At 58.8% G+C, this 16,732-nt stretch carries 20 protein-coding genes, 2 tRNA genes and 1 other RNA gene; 2 read left to right on the forward strand and 21 right to left on the reverse strand.

The window, feature by feature from the left end; translation table 11 throughout:
* Nucleotides 1–386: 386 nt before the first annotated feature.
* On the forward strand, nt 387–1,031 hold the full coding sequence (locus ACE4YL_RS10980) for an SOS response-associated peptidase (protein ID WP_461357951.1): 645 nt from the start codon (nt 387–389) through the stop codon (nt 1,029–1,031).
* Here ACE4YL_RS10980 and ACE4YL_RS10985 read toward each other — a convergent pair whose 3' ends face one another.
* The 16 genes from ACE4YL_RS10985 to ACE4YL_RS11060 all read right to left on the reverse strand — a co-directional run bounded on the left by ACE4YL_RS10985 (nt 1,032) and on the right by ACE4YL_RS11060 (nt 7,853).
* Nucleotides 1,032–1,295 carry a pro-sigmaK processing inhibitor BofA family protein gene (locus ACE4YL_RS10985; RefSeq protein WP_461357950.1) on the reverse strand — a complete coding sequence of 88 codons (264 nt, stop codon included), beginning with the start codon at nt 1,293–1,295 and terminating at the stop codon, nt 1,032–1,034.
* Between the two features lie 59 nt (nt 1,296–1,354).
* Nucleotides 1,355–1,645, reverse strand: a complete 291-nt coding sequence (locus ACE4YL_RS10990; RefSeq protein ID WP_461357949.1) for a DUF2508 family protein — start codon at nt 1,643–1,645, stop codon at nt 1,355–1,357.
* 69 nt (nt 1,646–1,714) lie between these two features.
* Nucleotides 1,715–2,314 carry a recombination mediator RecR gene (recR, locus tag ACE4YL_RS10995; RefSeq protein WP_461357948.1) on the reverse strand — a complete coding sequence of 200 codons (600 nt, stop codon included), beginning with the start codon at nt 2,312–2,314 and terminating at the stop codon, nt 1,715–1,717.
* 1 nt (nt 2,315) lies between these two features.
* Nucleotides 2,316–2,645 (reverse strand): YbaB/EbfC family nucleoid-associated protein, encoded by a 330-nt coding sequence (locus ACE4YL_RS11000; protein WP_461357947.1) that lies wholly within the window; start codon nt 2,643–2,645, stop codon nt 2,316–2,318.
* Nucleotides 2,646–2,658: 13 nt separating this feature from the next.
* Complete coding sequence (gene dnaX, locus ACE4YL_RS11005; protein WP_461357946.1) at nt 2,659–4,260, reverse strand: DNA polymerase III subunit gamma/tau; 1,602 nt, start codon at nt 4,258–4,260, stop codon at nt 2,659–2,661.
* Between the two features lie 98 nt (nt 4,261–4,358).
* Nucleotides 4,359–4,624, reverse strand: an RNA gene (gene ffs, locus ACE4YL_RS11010) — signal recognition particle sRNA large type.
* Between the two features lie 59 nt (nt 4,625–4,683).
* A complete protein-coding gene (locus ACE4YL_RS11015) occupies nt 4,684–4,887 on the reverse strand; it encodes a DUF1657 domain-containing protein (RefSeq protein ID WP_461358363.1) in 204 nt (67 codons plus the stop codon).
* Nucleotides 4,888–4,992: 105 nt separating this feature from the next.
* A tRNA-Ser gene (locus ACE4YL_RS11020) sits at nt 4,993–5,083 on the reverse strand.
* Nucleotides 5,084–5,114: 31 nt separating this feature from the next.
* A tRNA-Ser gene (locus tag ACE4YL_RS11025) sits at nt 5,115–5,204 on the reverse strand.
* A gap of 17 nt (nt 5,205–5,221) precedes the next feature.
* Nucleotides 5,222–5,671 (reverse strand): tRNA adenosine(34) deaminase TadA, encoded by a 450-nt coding sequence (gene tadA / locus ACE4YL_RS11030; protein WP_461358364.1) that lies wholly within the window; start codon nt 5,669–5,671, stop codon nt 5,222–5,224.
* A gap of 105 nt (nt 5,672–5,776) precedes the next feature.
* Nucleotides 5,777–6,007 (reverse strand): small, acid-soluble spore protein, alpha/beta type, encoded by a 231-nt coding sequence (locus ACE4YL_RS11035; RefSeq protein WP_461358365.1) that lies wholly within the window; start codon nt 6,005–6,007, stop codon nt 5,777–5,779.
* 68 nt (nt 6,008–6,075) lie between these two features.
* Complete coding sequence (locus ACE4YL_RS11040) at nt 6,076–6,342, reverse strand: small, acid-soluble spore protein, alpha/beta type (RefSeq protein WP_461358366.1); 267 nt, start codon at nt 6,340–6,342, stop codon at nt 6,076–6,078.
* A 137-nt stretch (nt 6,343–6,479) separates the two neighbouring features.
* Nucleotides 6,480–6,662: a ferredoxin gene (locus tag ACE4YL_RS11045; protein WP_461358367.1), complete on the reverse strand. Its 183-nt coding sequence runs from the start codon at nt 6,660–6,662 to the stop codon at nt 6,480–6,482.
* 21 nt (nt 6,663–6,683) lie between these two features.
* Nucleotides 6,684–6,842, reverse strand: a complete 159-nt coding sequence (locus ACE4YL_RS11050; protein ID WP_461358368.1) for a rubredoxin — start codon at nt 6,840–6,842, stop codon at nt 6,684–6,686.
* Between the two features lie 64 nt (nt 6,843–6,906).
* Nucleotides 6,907–7,371: an OmpH/Skp family outer membrane protein gene (locus ACE4YL_RS11055; protein ID WP_461358369.1), complete on the reverse strand. Its 465-nt coding sequence runs from the start codon at nt 7,369–7,371 to the stop codon at nt 6,907–6,909.
* 62 nt (nt 7,372–7,433) lie between these two features.
* On the reverse strand, nt 7,434–7,853 hold the full coding sequence (locus ACE4YL_RS11060) for an RrF2 family transcriptional regulator (RefSeq protein ID WP_461358370.1): 420 nt from the start codon (nt 7,851–7,853) through the stop codon (nt 7,434–7,436).
* A 192-nt stretch (nt 7,854–8,045) separates the two neighbouring features.
* Between ACE4YL_RS11060 and ACE4YL_RS11065 the strand changes: the two genes are divergently transcribed.
* On the forward strand, nt 8,046–9,551 hold the full coding sequence (locus ACE4YL_RS11065) for a Ppx/GppA phosphatase family protein (protein WP_461358371.1): 1,506 nt from the start codon (nt 8,046–8,048) through the stop codon (nt 9,549–9,551).
* Between the two features lie 46 nt (nt 9,552–9,597).
* Here ACE4YL_RS11065 and ACE4YL_RS11070 read toward each other — a convergent pair whose 3' ends face one another.
* From ACE4YL_RS11070 to ACE4YL_RS11090, 5 genes are all read right to left on the reverse strand, one after another.
* On the reverse strand, nt 9,598–10,782 hold the full coding sequence (locus ACE4YL_RS11070) for an FprA family A-type flavoprotein (RefSeq protein WP_461360515.1): 1,185 nt from the start codon (nt 10,780–10,782) through the stop codon (nt 9,598–9,600).
* A gap of 97 nt (nt 10,783–10,879) precedes the next feature.
* Entirely contained in the window at nt 10,880–11,353 is a 474-nt protein-coding gene (locus ACE4YL_RS11075; RefSeq protein ID WP_461358163.1) for a GAF domain-containing protein, read from the reverse strand.
* 56 nt (nt 11,354–11,409) lie between these two features.
* Nucleotides 11,410–13,068 (reverse strand): alpha-glucan family phosphorylase, encoded by a 1,659-nt coding sequence (gene glgP / locus ACE4YL_RS11080; RefSeq protein WP_461358164.1) that lies wholly within the window; start codon nt 13,066–13,068, stop codon nt 11,410–11,412.
* 3 nt (nt 13,069–13,071) lie between these two features.
* The gene (locus ACE4YL_RS11085) at nt 13,072–15,444 is read right to left on the reverse strand and encodes a sugar phosphate nucleotidyltransferase (protein ID WP_461360516.1); all 2,373 of its coding nucleotides are present in this window, start codon (nt 15,442–15,444) and stop codon (nt 13,072–13,074) included.
* Nucleotides 15,416–16,681 carry a glycosyltransferase family 4 protein gene (locus ACE4YL_RS11090; protein WP_461358166.1) on the reverse strand — a complete coding sequence of 422 codons (1,266 nt, stop codon included), beginning with the start codon at nt 16,679–16,681 and terminating at the stop codon, nt 15,416–15,418. The genes ACE4YL_RS11085 and ACE4YL_RS11090 overlap by 29 nt, the downstream gene beginning before the upstream one ends.
* Between the last annotated feature and the right edge of the window lie 51 nt (nt 16,682–16,732).

A 16,732-nucleotide genomic window follows, 5' to 3' on the forward strand; every position in this document is an offset into this window, starting at 1 on the left:
TGAAAAGTGTCAGCCTAGCTGAGCTAGGTTTATCCCTCAGAAAAGCTTGATACTAGCTTGAATTGTTAAGAGCGCACAAACTGTGGCTTATTCTCTCCAAACACAGAATTGTGTTCAAGACTTGTTTGGTTGTCAAGGTGCCGAACTCCCGGTTACCGGGAGCGTGTTTATCATAGCATAACCTCTGCCGCTCTGTCAACCGCCGCAGCTAACGAGCTGTTTCCGCTTCCCCCATGGGAGCTTAATTTCAGCGCTTGCCTTGGAGCGACAGGATGAATCTTACCACGCGGCGGGGGGCTGTGTCAACACCCCAAGCGCGTTTATTTTTCTCTTCTTCCAGGGGAACCGCTCTAGGCGTTGAATAATCAGGGAAAGGAGGATTGCCCATGTGTGGACGCTTTACCTTATATACCCCCCTAGATGAGATCGTGGAGCGCTTCTTCCTTGCTGAACCGAGCTGGGAATACACTCCCAGCTACAATGTCGCGCCTACCCAGATGGTTTTCGCGGTGCTCCCCGGCGAGAAGTCCCAGCTGCGCACTGCGGCCCTGCTGCGCTGGGGGCTGACACCGCCCTGGCAAAAGCCGGGCAGTCGGCCGCTGATCAACGCCAGATTGGAGACCTTGGCCGAGAAGCCCTCCTTTCGCAATCTTGTCAACGCCCATCGCTGCCTGATCATCGCCGATGGGTTCTATGAATGGCAGGTGGAAAACGGCGCCAAGCACCCCGTGTACATCACCCTGGATGGCGGCAAACCCTTTGCCTTTGCCGGCCTGTGGCAGCAGGGGGATGTTCCCAGCTGCACCATCATCACCCAGCCGGCGGCAAGGGTTCTGCAGGACGTGCACCACCGCATGCCGGTAATCCTGACTCCCGAAACGGAACAGCTGTGGCTGAGCCCCCTGCCCTTCGGAGAGCTCGCCGCTAGGCTGCCGGATCAAGAGGGGCGGCCCTTCACTTACCACCGCGTCAGCAAGCTGGTGAACTCGCCCCGCAACAACAGCAGGGAGTGTATCCTCCCGGTGAGCTGATCAGGGAAACAACAGGCGCAGCCCAATCAGGAGGAGCACACCTGGCACGCCCAAAAGGCCCACGACCAAAGCCGTGATGGGGTTGACACCTAAACGAAAGCCCCAAAAACTGCCGATGAAGTTGATCACCAAGAGAACCCCGCCGCCGATCACCGCATTGACCATGAGGTTGAAGATGGTGCGCAGCGGAACGAGCAGCATTTTCCCTAGACCGTAGATCAGCAGGACACCTGCTATGTAGGCAACAATCACCATAAAGTTCATGCGGTCCACCTCGCTTAGGTTCGTCCCCTCATGAACATCTTATGGTGGTTGTTTCCTGTTTATGACTGCGCCGTGTCCGCCTGTTCCACCAGCCTTTTCAGGCGTTTCAGCCAGTACATGTACTTGCGCTCAGCGGCCTGGAGGGAGATGACCGCATGGTCCACCAAGTCGGGATCCACAGCCTGGTTGAAGTAGCTGAGGGCGTCCAGCCATTCCTGCTTGGCCAGATCCACCTGGAAGGCCAGCTCTTCCCGGGTTTCCTCCCGCCATTCCGAGGGGAGGTCTTCTTCTTCGTCATACAGCAGGCGGCCAGCAATGGCCCAAAACCTTTCCGCCAAGGTCCTCGGCAAAAAACCACCCCATCTCGCGGCATACTCGGTTTAGTATTACCTCCGCGCGGGGTGGTTTATGCTAGTAAGTTATAACTCCCTGCGGCCTTCCAGGGCTTTGGTGAGGGTAACCTCATCCACATATTCCAAATCGCTGCCCACCGGCATACCGTGGGCCATGCGGGTAACCTTAACGCCCAGAGGCTTCAAAAGGCGCGCCAAGTACATGGCGGTGGCTTCGCCCTCCACGTTGGGATCGGTGGCCAGGACAACTTCCTCCACCTCTGGGGTGATGCGCGCCACGAGCTCTTTCACCTTCAGCTGGTTGGGGCCGATGCCATCCAGGGGTGAAATCGCGCCGTGGAGCACATGGTAAACCCCATCAAAGCTCTTGGTTCGCTCCATAGCCAGAACATCCCGGGGTTCTTCCACCACGCAGATGAACCTGTGGTTGCGCTTGGGATCTGCACAGATCGCGCAGGGGTCTTCTTCCGTGATGTGAAAACACTGGGAGCAGTAGTGGATCCGCCTCTTGGCCTCCACCATGGCCTGGGCCAGGCTTTCCACCTCCCCCGGTGGCTGGTTGATCAGAAAAAGCGCCAAACGCTGAGCCGTTTTGGGGCCGATGCCGGGCAGACGCACCAGTTCTTCGATTAAGCGGGCCAGGGGCTTAGGGTAACGCCGGGACATGTTAGATTAATCCTGGAGGCAGCCCGGGAATGTTCATCTTACCAGTAACCTTCTGGATTTCACTGGCTGAAAGATCCCGGGACTTGCGCATGGCGTCATTGATGGCCGCCAAGATCAGATCTTCCAGCATTTCCACATCTTCGGGATCCACTGCCTCCGGCTGAATCTTCACTTCCTGCACAACTTGGTGGCCGTTGACCACCACCGTAACCACGCCTCCGCCCGCCGTGCCTTCCACCGTCTTTTCTTCCAGCTCCGCCTGGACTCTTTCCAGATCGGCCTGCATCTTCTGCATCTGGCGCATCATTTTCTGCATGTTCATCCCCAACATGATCACCTCGTCTTTAATTTTCCTTGGGTCTGGAAATGATCTTTCCCCCGAAGGTTTCCATACTGGCCCGGAGAAACTCCTCTGTGGACGGATCTACCTGCTCCTTGCTGCTCTGCCCAGGTTCCTTGGCTTTCGGGGCTGGGGGTGCAGCTTCCGGCTCTGCTTCCATCTCATCCTGGAATACGCACTCCAGGCGGACCTGCCGGCCCATCCACTTGGAGAGCACCCTTTGGGTGGGGTCCCGGTGGTCAGCTTGCTCGATGCTGGCCTTATGGAACCCCCGATCCCGGGGAAAGGCCACAATCACCCGATCGCCCTTTACTTGCACGGGCGTCCCTTCCTTCAAAAAGGCTTCACACTGCACCAACCGCTCTGCCCGCAGCCGGGCCAGAAAATCCGGCCAGTTCTCCAAAAGGTAAGCGGTGCTTTCCGCATCGCTGGCCAGCACCACCCTGCGCCTGGCTGGGGTGGGCTTTTCCGCGGTCTGGGGAGAGCGGCGCTCCTTGGTTAGCTGCTCCTGGAGGGACGCTATCTGCTGCTCTAGGCGGAGGATCTTCTCCTCGAGACTGGTCAGTTCCACGGCGGAAGCAGCCGGAACGGCCGGCATTCCGCCCATGATACGCAGGGCAGCCACCTCCAGCAGCATGCGGGGATCCTGGACAAAGCGCATCTCCCGCACGCTGGCGGCTAGAGTCTCAATGGCCTGGAGGTACCTTGCTTCATCCTCGCTGCCCCGGAGGATCTCCTTGCGCAGCCGCGCCATAACGCTGCGGGCAAAGAGGGCCAAGTCTTTGCCCTGGTTATACAGGGCATCGATGATCTCCAGGGCATCTCCTTTGCTCCCTGCCATGAGGGCCTGGGTAAACCCCTCAATCTGCTGCGCCGGGGCGATGCCCAAAACCTCTGCAACCGTATCGGCAGTGATGGTTTCGGAAAAGGCAGCACATTTTTCCAGGATGCTCAGGGCATCACGCATACTTCCCCCGGCATGCTCCGCCACCAGCTCTAGGGCCTCCCGCTGGGCGGCAAACCCCTCCAGCTGGCAAACCTGGGCCAGGCGGTTCACTATATCTTCCAAGGTGAAGCGGCCGAAATCGTAGCGCTGCACCCGGGATAAAATGGTGGCCGGTAGGCGGTTGGGATCGGTGGTGGCAAAGATAAAGACCACATGGGCAGGGGGCTCTTCCAGGGTCTTCAACAGGGCATTGAAGGCCTCCGGTGTGAGCATATGCACCTCGTCGATAATGTAGACTTTGTAGCGGGCATTGATGGGGGTGAAGTCCACCTGGCCCCTCAGCTCCCGCACATCTTCGATGCGCCGGTTGGAAGCTCCGTCTATCTCGATCACGTTGAGGGAGGTCCCGGCGGCAATGGTCTCGCACTCGCCGCAGCTGCCGCAGGGCGTGGAGGTGGGGCCCTGTTCGCAGTTCAACCCCTTGGCCAAGATCCTGGCCACCGTGGTCTTGCCCGTACCGCGGGGGCCCGCAAACAGGTAGGCATGGGAAACCCGCCCCATGTCCAGACTGTTTTTCAGCGTGGTTACAATGCTTTCCTGTCCCACCACCTCGGCGAAGCTTTGGGGCCGCCACTTGCGGTACAAGGAAACATAAGCCAAGGCTGTTCCTCCCATCCCTAGGATTTCTTGTTGTTATTATTGGTTCTAGTCCCTCAGGGAAAGTCCTTTAGCCAAGTTTTTTGGGCATAAAAAAAGCGTCGTGCGCCTATTCTCGAATATGGCCTTCCAGACGATATCTAGGTAGTTAGCTCGGACCAGGCACCCTTACGGCACATGAGAGCTTCCACTTACCGCTGCTTCCTTCCGGACCTGACGGGGTTCATGGATTCCCATTGCGTAAGACCCAATCGTCAACGCCACTTGCCTAAATCAGACTCCACAAGACCAACCCTCAAATAGGCCTTCGACCCCGCTATAGCGGATTGCGGGTTACAGGGCACCGCTACCTCCCCGTCTAGCACGACACTCTAATTATAGCTGAAGCGCACTGGCAGTGTCAAGGAAAGGGGACCCAAAGCGCCCTCAATTCCTGTATTGGGGCTCTTCCTTCACCACATGGCCCAAGCGGCCCCGCAGCTTGGGGATGATCTCCTCCACCTGCTGGCTCATGCTGTTGTACATCTCCCGCACCGATGGAACGTCTGTGTCCAGGGCGCAGGTCTTGAGCTGTCCAGCCAAGAGCTCGGCTTGGGCAATCGCTTCTTCGATTCTGTTTTTCGTGGTCATGCTCACCCTCCTCGGGGCTAGCATATCCACAAGCCCCAAAGTCAATGCACAGCCCCACAAACAGAAAAACCATCTATGATCAGGCATAGATGGTGTGATGGCAAATGGCGGAGAGAGAGGGATTTGAACCCTCGAGGGGCTTAGAACCCCTACACGATTTCCAGTCGTGCCTGTTCGTCCACTCCAGCATCTCTCCGTGTTTATATATGAACCTTGTGATAAAAGACTGGCGGAGAGGGTGGGATTTGAACCCACGGGACGCTCACGCGCCCAACGGTTTTCGAGACCGCCACATTCGGCCGCTCTGTCACCTCTCCATGCTGTGCTTTCTGCTTCAGCGCAGCCTCTGGAAAAACTCCTGGAGAAGGCTGGCGCATTCCTTCTGGCAGATACCGTCCAGAATCTCCACGGTGTGGTTCAGCCGTTTATCCTGGACCAGATTCATCAGGGAGATTACAGCCCCGGCCTTGGGATCGTAGGCCCCGAACACCAGGCGCCTCAACCGCGCATTGACTATGGCACCTGCACACATGGGGCAGGGTTCGAGCGTAACATATAAATCCGCATTCGTCAAGCGCCAGCTGCCTAGATGCCGGGCCGCCTCACGGATGGCCAGCATTTCAGCGTGGGCCGTGGGGTCGTTGGCTGTTTCCCGGAAGTTGTGCCCCCGGCCGATAATCTCCCCGTCCAGCACCACAACTGCTCCCACGGGGACTTCTCCAGCCGCCAAGGCCAAGCGGGCCTGAGCGAGTGCCTCCATCATGAATCTTCTGTGCACTGCCATCTCCCCCAGCTTCCGCTGCCAGCTTTAACTATACCATAAAGCCGGGCGCCTGACAAGACCCTGGAAAGCCTGGCGCGCAGAAGGCCCCCCCAAGGGGGGACCTCCTTACTTGAAGCCGCCTTCTCGCTGCATTAGGCTCTGCTCAGCCTCAGCAATCATGCGGCGCACCATATGGCCGCCTACGGCGCCACATTCTCGGGAAGAAATGTTGCCCCAATAACCAGACTGATACTCAGGATTGATACCGAGCTCCGAGGCCATTTCATACTTGAAACGGTCCATGGCCTGCCTTGCCTCAGGGACAAGGATGCGGTTTCTCCTGCGCCTCCTGGTCATCCAAGCTTCACCTCCCTTGGTTGAGGGTGCTCCCGCCCCTCAGGCGGGGAGCACCCTGCCGGTGCCACCTACTGGCTGGGCTCAGGCGGGAACTGCCCCCTAAAGCTGGCAGCACCACCCTGGCCGATGAGGGACTGCTGCGCAGCGGCGACCATACGCCTTACCATATGTCCACCGACGGCGCCACACTCGCGGGAAGAAATATTGCCCCAATAACCAGTCTTGTACTCGGGGTTGATCCCTAACTCGGTAGCAACTTCATATTTGAACTGATTCATCGCCTGATATGCTTCTGGAATAACCTTGGTGTTGGAACTAGAAGATCCAAGAGCCATGCCTGTTTCACCTCCCTCTGCTCTGGTACGCATAATGTTCCCGCACCTAGAGGGCGCTAAACAGGTAGACTCCTGGCGATTTTGGCAAAAAAGAAAACCAGCTTGCGCAGCTGGTTTCTTGGGTTCCCAGTTTTCTACTAGAGGCTGATGGCTTCGGTTGGGCACTCATCGGCCGCTTGCTGGCAGCAGCCGGCAGCTTCACAATCGGCGCCATCTTTCACATGGGCCAAACCATCGTCGCGGATCTCAAAAACATCCGGGCAGATGTCGGCACACACGCCGCAGCCAATACAGAGATCGTGGTCAACTTTTGGGTTCATGCAATTTCCTCCTTAGACACCTTATAATTGTTCAAACAGATCCTTGCCTACCCCGCATTCTGGACAAGTCCAGTCATCCGGCAGGTCATTGAAGTCCACGCCAGGCGGGATATCTTGGGTCGGATCGCCTTCTGCTGGATCATAGACATAACCGCAAACAGTGCATTCCCACTTCGCCACTGACTCCACCTCTCTCGGTTTTGTGTTTTCTGTTACATTCTACCTCCACCGAGAAAATCCTACTCTACTCCTGGAGAAGATCGCGAATTGCCGAGGGAACCGAAATGCCATAGGCGTTGTACATGGCCTCAATGACCGGTGCGGTCAGGTTGATGCCTCCATAGATCACGGAGCTCTCTGGCAGGACAACGTCAATGCCCTGCTGCTGAGCCACCTGTTCAATGATCTGCAGAATGAAGGTGATCAGGGCCAAACGCACGTTATGTTCAATCTCTTCAAACTGCTCCTCGTAGCGTGCGGCCAGGGCATCGATCTCTTCTTGAGTCTCCAGCTTCTCTGCTTCAGCCTGAGCCTCGTTGTACAGCCTTTCCGCGGATTCCTGCAGTTCCCGGTTTTTCGCTTCGTACTCCGGATGCGAATAGAACAGGAACTCGAAGTCCACGTAGCCAATGGTGGCGGCAGCAGCCAGTGCAGAAGAAGACAAGACCATAATAAAGACGAGCATTATGCCAAATATCTTTCTTTTCAAGCCGGACACTCCTTTTGATTTCGCTGTCATAGGACTATTCCACCCCCGACATATATTTCCTGCTAATCCTCTGCCTTTTCGGGGGTATCACCCACCAAATCTGCGATGGTCCGGGTGCGCAACACCTTCACAAAGGCCTCCTGGGCCTCCATCCACACCGACTGCATGGGGCATCTGCCCTCCCTGGGGCAGTCGATTTCACCCGCTAGGCACTTGGTGATGGCGATGGGCCCTTCGATGAGCTCAATTACATCCTTGATGGTGATTTCCGCCGGGTCAACTTCCAGGCGCACCCCTCCCCCGGGCCCCCTCACCCCCGTCACCCAGCCTGGAGAGCCCAGGAGCGCGATGATCTGCGGCAAAAAATTAACCGGAATTTCCTGCCGGCTTGCTATCACTTTGGAGGAAATGAACTCGCCAGGATGTTTAGCCAACTCCACCAAAGCACTCACTGCATATTCAGCTTTTCTTGTAATTTCCACGTTTTCTCACCGTCCGTTCCCCCAACCGCCAAGGAACAAAAAAAAGGGGTTTATTATCCATTTACTTACCAAAATTATACTGACTAGAAAAATGTCTGTCAAGAAAGCCAGGCCGATCGTTTGCGCAACTTCACTTGCGCCCCCCTGCCAATCTGTTAAAATAAGATCATTAGGGAAGCGGGGGGTTGTGCCATGGAACGCATTGGCATCATCGATATCGGTTCGAATTCCGTCCGTTTGGTGATTATAGACATCAAAGAAAACCGTGCCCACCACCTCATTGAGAACCTGAAGCGCACAGTGCGGCTGCGCAGCGGTGTAGACCCCCAGGGGTTCCTCACCGAACAGGGTATAGCCAATGCGGTGGAAACCATTGCCCTGTTTGTCAAATTCTGCCAGGCCCGCCAGGTGAAGCGCATCATCGCGGTGGCCACCGCGGCGGTGCGCCAGGCTGCCAACGGCCGGGTGCTGGTGGATCGCATTCTCCAGCAGACGGGGGTCCCGGTGCAGGTGCTCTCCGGCGAAGAGGAAGCTTATCTGGGCTACATAGGCTTGGTGAACAGCACCACGGAAACCACCGGGCTCATGGCGGATTTGGGCGGCGGCTCCCTGAAGCTGGTGGGCTTCAAAGACCGGCTCAACCAGCATTCGGTCACCCTGGACTTCGGGGCGCTCTCTTTGATGGAAAAGTACGAGCTGGGCGATCTGCCCAGGGCCGAAAGCCTCCGGGCCTTTGAAGCGTTTCTGGATGAAACGTTCGCCCAGATACCCTGGCTCGACCAGTATCCCAAGCTCCTGGGCATTGGCGGGACATTCCGCTCTTTAGCTCGGGTCTACCGCCATCATGTGCAGTACGTCCCTGATCTCACCGACGGCATCACCATCCCCGCACCCGCGGTGGAAGAGCTCTACCGCCGGCTCAGCACCATGGACCTGGCCAGTAGGCGCCAAGTGCCTGGTTTGGAGCAGGCCCGGGCCGATCTTATTGTAACCGGACTGGGCGTCATTTATCGCCTGCTGGAGGCGGCCAAGTGCCCCGAGCTCATGGTCAGTGCCAGCAGCATCCGGGACGGGCTTTTCTTCAGGTATCTCTATCCCAGGGATCCCATTTTGTTCAACGTACTCCTGCACCACACCAACAACCTGATCGAATACCACAACCTGGATGAGAACCACCTGCGGCGGGTGTCCAACCTGGCGGTAACCCTTTTTGACCAGCTGGAACCCCTGCACAAACTGGGGAGCAGCGAGCGCAGGCTCCTGCTCATGGCCAGCCTCCTCCACGAACTGGGGGTGGTGGTGAGTGTGGAAAGCCTGGAAAAGCACACCCTCTACACGGTCCTCAATACCCGCTTCTTGAGCCTGGCCCACCGGGAGCGGGTGATCGTGGCCTATCTGGCCGCTTCCCACGATACACCCTTCCGGGCGGGTCTGGCGGACTACATGCAGCACGGACCCCTAAGCGAGGACGATCTCCACGTGATCGCCAAGCTCACCCCCATGCTCCAGCTGGCCCACAGCCTGGACCGCTCCCGGGCGGGCGTGGTCACCCATGTGCGGGCAGAACTGAGCCCGGGGTTGTGCGAGCTTAAAGTCTTTGGCAGCCAGAAGCGGGATCTGGAAATCAGCGACGCGGCCCGCCACGCCTCCGCCTTTGAACGGGAATACGGTGTGCAGCTGGTGGTTTTACCTGGCTAAACCAGTGGCAAAAGGACCTGGCCCATGGGACCGGGTCCTTTTTCTTTTAGGTTATGGAAGCTGCCACCGTCTCGCCCATGGCACGGCAGCGCTTCTCGTCCTCGGCCGTCAAGCCAAAGCGCACCTTCACAGGCGGGTGGCCCACCACCAGGCGCATCTTCTCCAGCCTTTCCTCCAGGAGAGCCACGGCCTCGCCGCTCCAGCCGTAATTGCCAAAGACGGCGGCGGCCTTGCCCTTGGCGGTAATGGCACTGATGGACTCCAAAACCCGCCAGATGGGATAGACCGCATCGGCGTTGATGGTGGGCGAACCCACGATGATGGCATCAAAGGAGCTGACGGCCTCGCTCACTTCCTCGGGGGAGGCACTTGCCGCATCCATGAGCAGCACATCCACCTGGGGGTTGCTGCGGGCTCCTTCGGCGATGAGCTCCGCCATGCGCTTGGTATGCCCGTAGGCGGAAGCGTAGGCAATGACCACCTTTTTGCGTCCCGCCGCCTGCTCTTCGAAGCTCCATTCCTGATAGAGCCGGATAAAGCGCTCCAGGTCCACATCCAAGATGGGGCCGTGGCCCGTGGCGATCATCTCCAGCTGCAGCCCATCCAGTTTGGCCAAGGCCTCCCGCACCTTGGACTTAAAGGGGCCCATGATCTTGTCGAAGTAGTATTCCACCGCGGGGGTGAAGTCCACTTCCTGCTGGCTAGCGAGGATTTTGCCCTCGGGGAAGCAAAAGTGCGAGCCGAAGCCGTCGCAGGTAAACAGCACACCCTCCCCTTCCAGATAGGTCCAGATGGTGTCGGGCCAGTGGAGGAAGGGGGCCATGATGAAGCGCAGCTTGCGGCTGCCCAAATCCAGGATATCATTCTCGCCCACCAGGCGCCCTTGGAACTCCATGTTGACCTGCTCCGAGAGGAACTGCAGTGCCGCGCGGGAACCGTGCACCACCAGATGGGGGGCGCGCCGCAGAAGCTCTTTGATGCTCCCCGAGTGGTCTGGTTCGGTGTGGTTGACGATCAGATGCTTGAGCTTGGCCAGATCGATCCTGGCCTCGAGCTTGGCAAACCATTCCTCCTGGAACTCTTCTTTCACGCCGTCAATTAGAGCCGGTTCCTCGGCCTCAACTAAGTAGGAGTTGTAAGTGGTGCCGTACTCGGTGGGGATGATTACGTCGAAGACCTCCAGATCGGGATCCCGCACTCCCACCCAATGAATGCCGGGACGAATTTCCATGGTATTCACCTCTCAAGAATGATTATCATTCTTAGTAGATGATACCCCTTTTCGTCCCCTTTGACAACCGGGAACAGGCAAAATCCTTACTGCTTTACTAAAATTTTTCCGGCCAGTTGGTGTTGGCCAGCAAAATCCGCACAGCGTCCCCCAGGCCCCGGGCATCTTCGTCGCTGAAACGCCCCAAGGACGGGCTGTCCAGATCCAGAACACCCAAAAGCCGCCCTTCCGCCGTAATCAGGGGGATCACCAGCTCCGAACGGGAGGCTTCATCGCAAACGATATGCCCCGGGAACTGGTGCACATCGGGGACCACGATGGGCTCCCGGCGCTGGGCCGCGCTGCCGCACACCCCTTTCCCCAGGGCGATGCGCACGCAGGCGGGTTTGCCCTGGAACGGGCCCAAAACCAGCTCGCCGTCAATGAGCAGGTAAAAACCAACCCAGTTCAAATCGGGCAGTTCTTGATAGAGCAGGGCAGCTGTGTTGGCCAGGTTAGCCAGCCAGTGATCCTCCCCGGAAAGCAGGCTCTCCAACTTGCTAGCTAGCTCCGCATAGTCGGTGTTGTGCATTTGGGCTCCCTCCTTTTGCTCCAGTATAACGCAGGGAGCAAAAGGAAAACAAGCACCTACTGGATGGCCAGGGCAGTCAGCACATCGTGCTTGATCTTCCGCAGCGAGGTGGACGGCTGGTACATGAGATTGTAGTACAGGGTGAGCATGTGCTTGGTGGAAAAGCGGTGCATGGCCATGGAAATGCTGGCCCGCATCATCTCCTGCCAGCGCGCCCGGTCCTCGTAAAAGGTGGGAATCACCTCTTCCAGCAGCACTTCGTAAAGGGAAAGGGCATCCACCATGGTCTGCTCAGGCCCTTCGTAGCCGCCCCCGAACTGCCAGCCCGTCACCCCATGCAGACAGCCTTCAGGCCACCAGCCGTCCAGCACGCTCAAGTTGAGAACCCCGTTGAGGGCCGCCTTCATGCCGCTGGTACCGGAAGCCTCCAGGGGCCGCTGGGGCGTGTTCAGCCACACATCACAGCCGGCTGTCAGGAGCCGGGCCAAGCCCATGTTGTAATTCTCCAGAAAGACCACGCTGTCCGGGAACCTGTACGCCATTTCCGCGATGTTGGCCACGATCTGCTTGCCCCAATCATCCGCCGGGTGGGCCTTGCCGGAAAAAACCAGTTGAATAGTGCGGTCCTTCAGCAGCGGTTCGATGATATGGGGACGGTGGAAAATCAGGCCGCTGCGCTTGTAGGCGGCTGCCCGGCGGGCAAAACCGATGGTAAGCGCATCTAGATCCAATGCCACCCCTGTGCGGTTTTCCACTTCTTCCAAGAGCTTCTTTTTCACCTGCAGGTGGGCTTTCCAGAGGTTCCCCTGCATGTTGTAGGTTTGGTGGATGAGCTTATGCTGCCAGGTGGGCACGTGCACGCCGTTGGTGATGCTGATGATGGGCGCCGTGCCGGGATTGCCCCGCCACATTGCCCGGGCCGTGGCACCGTGCAGCTGGGAAACCCCGTTGGAGATGTAGCTGAGCCGCAGCCCGGCCACGGTCATGTTGAAGGGATCTCCGCCGATCCGGGCCACTTGATCGTATTCCAAACCCGCCCAGGCCCCCATGTGCTTCAGAAGGCCGTGATCGTGCTCCTCGTTGCCCGCCATAACCGGCGTGTGGGTGGTGAACACGATCTGCTGCCGGGTCTCTTCCCAGGCATGGTCAAAGCCCAAGCCCCGGGACATCTTCTCCCGGATCAGTTCCAGCCCGGCAAACACGGCGTGTCCTTCGTTGAGATGGTAGATATCGGGGTTGAAGCCCAGTTGGTTCAGGGCCCGCACGCCGCCAATGCCCAGCACCATTTCCGCCGCCACCCGTTCCTGGGGTGCGCTGGCGTAGAGCTGTCTGGTAATCCAGCCGTGGGGGCTCCCGGCAAAGTCCGCATCCAGCAGATAGAGGGGAACGTTGCCAAACGCCTCGGTTTTCCAGACCTTGCAGGTTACCTCTTCCCCCCGGATCCACAGGCTCACAGTTACGCCTGTATCCTCCAGATGGGAGCGGTCATAGGTCTGCCGGCAGTGCTGGGGGAAGCCATGCTGATCCAGGAACTGGTCAGAGTAGCCCTCACTCCAGAGAATGCCCACGCCCACCATGGGCAGGTCCAGATCCCGGGCGGTTTTCAGGATGTCGCCCGCCAAAATCCCCAAACCCCCAGAATAAATGGGAAAAGTTTCGTCCAAGCCGAATTCCATGCAGAAAAATGCTACCTTTGGTTGGGGAACAGCTGCCATCTATCATTTATCCTCCCTTTCGTAACTTCGAATTAGATCTGTGTAGTGCTGGATCAATCCGGCAGCCTCTGCTTCCGTTCGCGCTTCACTGTACAGCCTGAACACAGGTTCATCATCATCGGGCACAACCAAAGCCCAGCCTGAACCGGTGTGTTCCTTGATGCCGTCAAAGTAGAGGGTGCGTTCCGGATCCGCGTTTTCCATCAATTTGCGCATGACTGTGCCCTTCTCGCTCCAGGGACAGGGCACCTTGGCCGTCTTCATGTGGGTTTTGCCCTGCCAGGAGCTTAAAGCCACCTGCCCGGAGCTGACCAGCGAAAAGAGCTCGCCTAAGCTGGCCAGAGGCTCAATGTGGGGAAAAATGCAAGGTTCACCCCCGCTGTGGTTGCCCAGCTCTTGCGCCGCTTCCATCCAAAAGAGGGGTTCCAGTTTGGTCACCTGCACCTGCAGCCCCTGGCCCTTGGCCGCCTCCGTCACTGTTTCCGAGAGGTTGACCGGCAGGGCCACTCCCCTTTTGTCTTTGGCTGCCTGGGCCAGGACGAAACCCTTCCACCAATCCTGGTCAGACAGGCGCCGGCCCTGCTCATCCTGGATGTACCATTCTTGGTTCCGCACCACCACGGTGGGCAGGCCCTGCACCTGGTCAGTGACCACCACATAGCCGCTGAGCCTGAAGAAGTCCCGAATCAGCTCGCCTAGGGGATCGTCACCGGGCTCCATGACCAGTCCCACCCGAAACCCTGGGGTGCCGCTGGGATAGTGCCTGGCTAGATGGCGCAGATAGCGCTTGCGCAGACCCGCCACCTGGATGAAATCCCCGAGATCGGCCCCGCCGAAGCGGGGATAGTCCTCCCGCACATAGATACCTTCGATTTTCCGCTGATCCCCTTTGGACAGGGGCCAGCCCCGCTCATCCCAGCATTCGATGAGGACCGCCATGGGGTCCTGGGGATTGGCAGCCACATGCAGCGCCCCGTCCAGAGCCAAAGCCTGGACGCCGAAGCGGGTGAGCCGGCCGGTGACCTCACCCCCATCGTGGACGTGCACACCTCCCCCCCTCAGGCCCACCACTAAGGCCTGCTTGGCCAGATCCGCCGTGGGGGAAAAGTCGCAGGTGACCAAGGCCTTTTTCCCTTCGCCCAGAAACGCTGCGTAGCTCAGCCCAAACTGGGTGATGGTCTCCGGCGTTAAGCTGCCTCGAATGTCTCCGGCAATGCCGAACTTGGTGAAAATGGGCCGCTGTTCCTGGCTGCCCCAGATCACCGAGCGGCCCAGCCTGGTTCCGCTGGGGATGATCTTCTCCGGCCAGATCTTGCTCTTGGGGGCGATGATGCTCATGGCCCCCACGCGCACCTTATCTCCCAGTACTACCCCTTCGTAGATCGCGCTGTCCGGCTCCACAATCGCGTTTTTGCCGCAGACGCAGCCCCTCAGGCGGGCTCCGCGGCCCACCCGCACCCCGGGCCAGAGCAGGGCATGCTTGAGGCTGGCCCGGGCATCCACTTGACAGAAGGGGCCCAGCACGCTGTAGGGGCCCACCTGCGCCCCGGGGCCGATGCGGCAGCCCCGGCCAAGGTAGAGGGGGCCTTCCAGGCGGGCGGCGGGATCGAGCTTCACCCCCTCTTCAATGTAAATGCCCTCCGCCTGGGCGTCGGGCAGCTCTAGGCTCACCTTCCCGTCCAAACAGTCCTTTTGGGCCTGGCGGTAGATTTCCAGATTCCCCACATCGGACCAGTAGCCCCCGGCTACGTAGCCAAACAGGGGAGCACCCCGGCGGAGCAGCTCGGGGAACACGTTTTGGCTGAAGTCCACCTTCTGCCCAGGGGCGATGTAGTCAAGCACCTCCGGCTCTAGGATGTAGATGCCAGTGTTCACTGTATCGCTGAACACCTGGCTCCAGGTGGGTTTTTCCAGGAATTGGGTGATCCGGCCGCTTTCCCCGGTGAGCACCACCCCGTAGTTCAGGGGGTTTTCCACCCGCGTCAAAACCAGCGTGGCCAGGGCACCCTTTTCCCTATGAAAAGCCACCGCCGAAGTGAGGTCGATATCGGTGAGGGCATCGCCGCTCATAACCACAAAGGTGCTCTGCAGCATCTGGGCCGCGTTTTTCACGCTGCCCGCGGTGCCCAGGGGTTCCTGTTCTATGTAATACCCAAGATGCAGTCCCCAGGCACTCCCGTCCTGGAAGTACTCCGTCACGTCTTGGGGCAGATACCAGAGGGTGCAGGCGATGTCGCTGAAGCCATGCCGCTTCAGGAGTTTGAGGATGTGCTCCATCATGGGCTTGTTCAAGATGGGCACCATGGGTTTGGGCACAGAGCAGGTTAAGGGCCGCAGCCGGGTGCCTTCACCTCCCGCCATGATTACGGCTTTCATGGACACTGCCCCCTTTCCTCAGTGCCTCCGCTGTGAGCTGGTAGCGGTCGTAGAGCACCTCTGCTTCCCGCTGGGGCAGGGTCTGCCGGTAGCTTTCCACAGTCCTTTGGGCAATCTGTTTCCAGTCGAACTTCTCCACCAGCTCCCGCGCGGCCCGCTCCACAAGCCGGCGGGCCAGTGGCTTGTCGTTCAGCAGGCGGATGATGCAGTCCGCGAGCGAGTTGGCATTGCCTGCATAGAAGGTGAGCCCGTTCACTTCGTGGCGCACCGTTTCGGCAAAGCCGCCCACATCGCTCACGATGACCGGCGCGCCCCCCGCCATGGCCTCCAGGGCCACCAGGCCGAAGGGCTCATAGCGGCTGGGGAACACCGCCGCATCGGCCAAGTGGTACAAGCTGTTCCGGGTGAGATCATCCACATAACCTGCAAACAGGACCTTTTCGCCCAAACCCAGCTCCCAGGCCTGCCTCTTCAGGTCATTATGGCAGGGCCCATCCCCGGCGATGATGAACTTGGCCTGGGGACGGTGGGCCAGCACCTTGGGAGCTGCGGCCAGGAGCAGATCCACCCCTTTTTCAAAGACATGCCGCCCCACATAGAGCACCATCTCCTCTTCAGGCGCGGCCCACTGGCGCCGCCACTGATCCAGATCCCGGTGCACGCTGGCAAAGGTTTCCGGGCGGACTCCGTTGGGAATCACAGTAAGCTTATCCTCAGGGACCTGAAAGATCCTGCGAAGCTCAGCGCGCATTGACTCGCTGCAGCAGATCACCCGGTAGGACTCGTAGGTGAGCCACCACTCCAGGTCACTGATGTGCCGCTGCAGATCGTTATGCAGCCCGCTGTTGCGGCCCCACTCGGTGGCGTGAATCGTGCAGACCAAGGGAATCTGAAAGGCGTGCTTGAGCACCTTGGCGCTGGGTGCCACCAGCCAATCGTGGGCGTGAATAAGATCGAAACCGCCCTGGTTCAAAAGCTCAATTCCCTTTTGCGTCAGGTGGCAGTTCTGCAGATACACCTCCCCTAAAAAATCCAGGGCCTTGGGCAGGAACTGATTCACCCTGAACACCCGGACCCCCGCTTGGTATGCACTCTGCTCACACTGGGGCGCATCGGTGGTTACCACCGCAACTTCATGGCCCAAGGCGGCCAGAGCCTGCGACAAATCGGCCACTGCCCTGGCTAGACCGCCCACTACCTTGGGAGGATACTCCCAGGACAACATCAAGATCTTCACTTCAGGTCACCATCCTCCAAGCTTCCTCTCGAATCAGCATGCCCTGAAACG

The organism is Candidatus Darwinibacter acetoxidans (genome assembly GCF_041936445.1).
In the GTDB taxonomy this organism is placed as follows: Bacteria; Bacillota; Limnochordia; order Darwinibacteriales; family Darwinibacteriaceae; genus DTU010.

Bases quoted from the DNA above. Each gene is read 5' to 3' on its own strand.
- ACE4YL_RS11015 (WP_461358363.1), bottom strand. From the start codon at position 4,887: ATGACCACGAAAAACAGAATCGAAGAAGCGATTGCCCAAGCCGAGCTC.
- ACE4YL_RS11045 (WP_461358367.1), bottom strand. From the start codon at position 6,662: ATGAACCCAAAAGTTGACCACGATCTCTGTATTGGCTGCGGCGTGTGT.
- ACE4YL_RS11000 (WP_461357947.1), bottom strand. From the start codon at position 2,645: ATGTTGGGGATGAACATGCAGAAAATGATGCGCCAGATGCAGAAGATG.
- ACE4YL_RS11085 (WP_461360516.1), bottom strand. From the start codon at position 15,444: ATGAAAGCCGTAATCATGGCGGGAGGTGAAGGCACCCGGCTGCGGCCC.
- recR (WP_461357948.1), bottom strand. From the start codon at position 2,314: ATGTCCCGGCGTTACCCTAAGCCCCTGGCCCGCTTAATCGAAGAACTG.
- ACE4YL_RS10985 (WP_461357950.1), bottom strand. From the start codon at position 1,295: ATGAACTTTATGGTGATTGTTGCCTACATAGCAGGTGTCCTGCTGATC.
- ACE4YL_RS11040 (WP_461358366.1), bottom strand. From the start codon at position 6,342: ATGGCTCTTGGATCTTCTAGTTCCAACACCAAGGTTATTCCAGAAGCA.
- ACE4YL_RS11075 (WP_461358163.1), bottom strand. From the start codon at position 11,353: ATGCACAACACCGACTATGCGGAGCTAGCTAGCAAGTTGGAGAGCCTG.
- tadA (WP_461358364.1), bottom strand. From the start codon at position 5,671: ATGGCAGTGCACAGAAGATTCATGATGGAGGCACTCGCTCAGGCCCGC.
- ACE4YL_RS10980 (WP_461357951.1), top strand. From the start codon at position 387: ATGTGTGGACGCTTTACCTTATATACCCCCCTAGATGAGATCGTGGAG.
- glgP (WP_461358164.1), bottom strand. From the start codon at position 13,068: ATGGCAGCTGTTCCCCAACCAAAGGTAGCATTTTTCTGCATGGAATTC.
- ACE4YL_RS11070 (WP_461360515.1), bottom strand. From the start codon at position 10,782: ATGGAAATTCGTCCCGGCATTCATTGGGTGGGAGTGCGGGATCCCGAT.
- ACE4YL_RS11065 (WP_461358371.1), top strand. From the start codon at position 8,046: ATGGAACGCATTGGCATCATCGATATCGGTTCGAATTCCGTCCGTTTG.
- ACE4YL_RS11035 (WP_461358365.1), bottom strand. From the start codon at position 6,007: ATGACCAGGAGGCGCAGGAGAAACCGCATCCTTGTCCCTGAGGCAAGG.